The following is a 730-nucleotide window of genomic DNA, read 5'->3' on the forward strand; positions in this document are numbered from 1 at the left end:
CCCATGTCGTGGTTCGTCGGCAGCGTCAGATGTGTATAAGAGACAGGGATAAAAAAGGCATACAATTGATCGATAAAAATGGGAAGCCCAGGACGCGGGATCTCTATCCCAGTCTTAGGCTCATGAAAACTGTACAAAAGCGCATTCACGTACAGCTCCTGAAAGCTATGAAACTTCCTGATTATGCGTTTGGTGGTGTAGCAAAAAGAGACAATATTTTGAATGCCAAGATGCATCAGGGAAACAAATTCTTCTTTAATACCGATCTTAGGAACTTCTATCCCGGCATTACCCATCAACAGGTGTTTGAAATGTTCGTCAAAAGGAATTTTTCGCCAACAGCATCGAGGATTCTTACTAAGCTCACGACTTATAAAGGAATGTTACCCCAGGGAACACCAACCTCGCCGTATCTTGCAAACCTCGTTTTTGTAAGCGCAGGTATGGAACTGGAAGAATTGGCAACAAAAAATGGATTAACATTTACCACTTTTGTAGATGACATAACCATCTCTTCCAAGACAGATTTTAAGCCCCTTGTTAACGACATTTTGGCCATCATTACCTCGAAGGGATTTAAGATCAGCCACAACAAAACATTCTATCAGACAAAACAGCCCAAGGTAACCAACGTAATCGTCAACAATAATAACATCCGACTACCAGAAGCATATAAAAAGAAAATTGATGGGTTTGAGGATAAGGAAACGCCTCAAGCCAAGGGTACAAT

At 41.4% G+C, this 730-nt stretch carries 1 protein-coding gene; it reads left to right on the forward strand.

Going from position 1 to position 730, the window contains the following annotated elements:
• Positions 1 to 730 (forward strand): reverse transcriptase family protein (locus JHD69_RS19975; protein ID WP_199142093.1); only part of this gene is annotated, 730 nt, incomplete at both ends.

Origin of the sequence: Pedobacter sp. ASV12 (assembly GCF_016429155.1) — a bacterium.
In the GTDB taxonomy this organism is placed as follows: Bacteria; Bacteroidota; Bacteroidia; order Sphingobacteriales; family Sphingobacteriaceae; genus Pedobacter.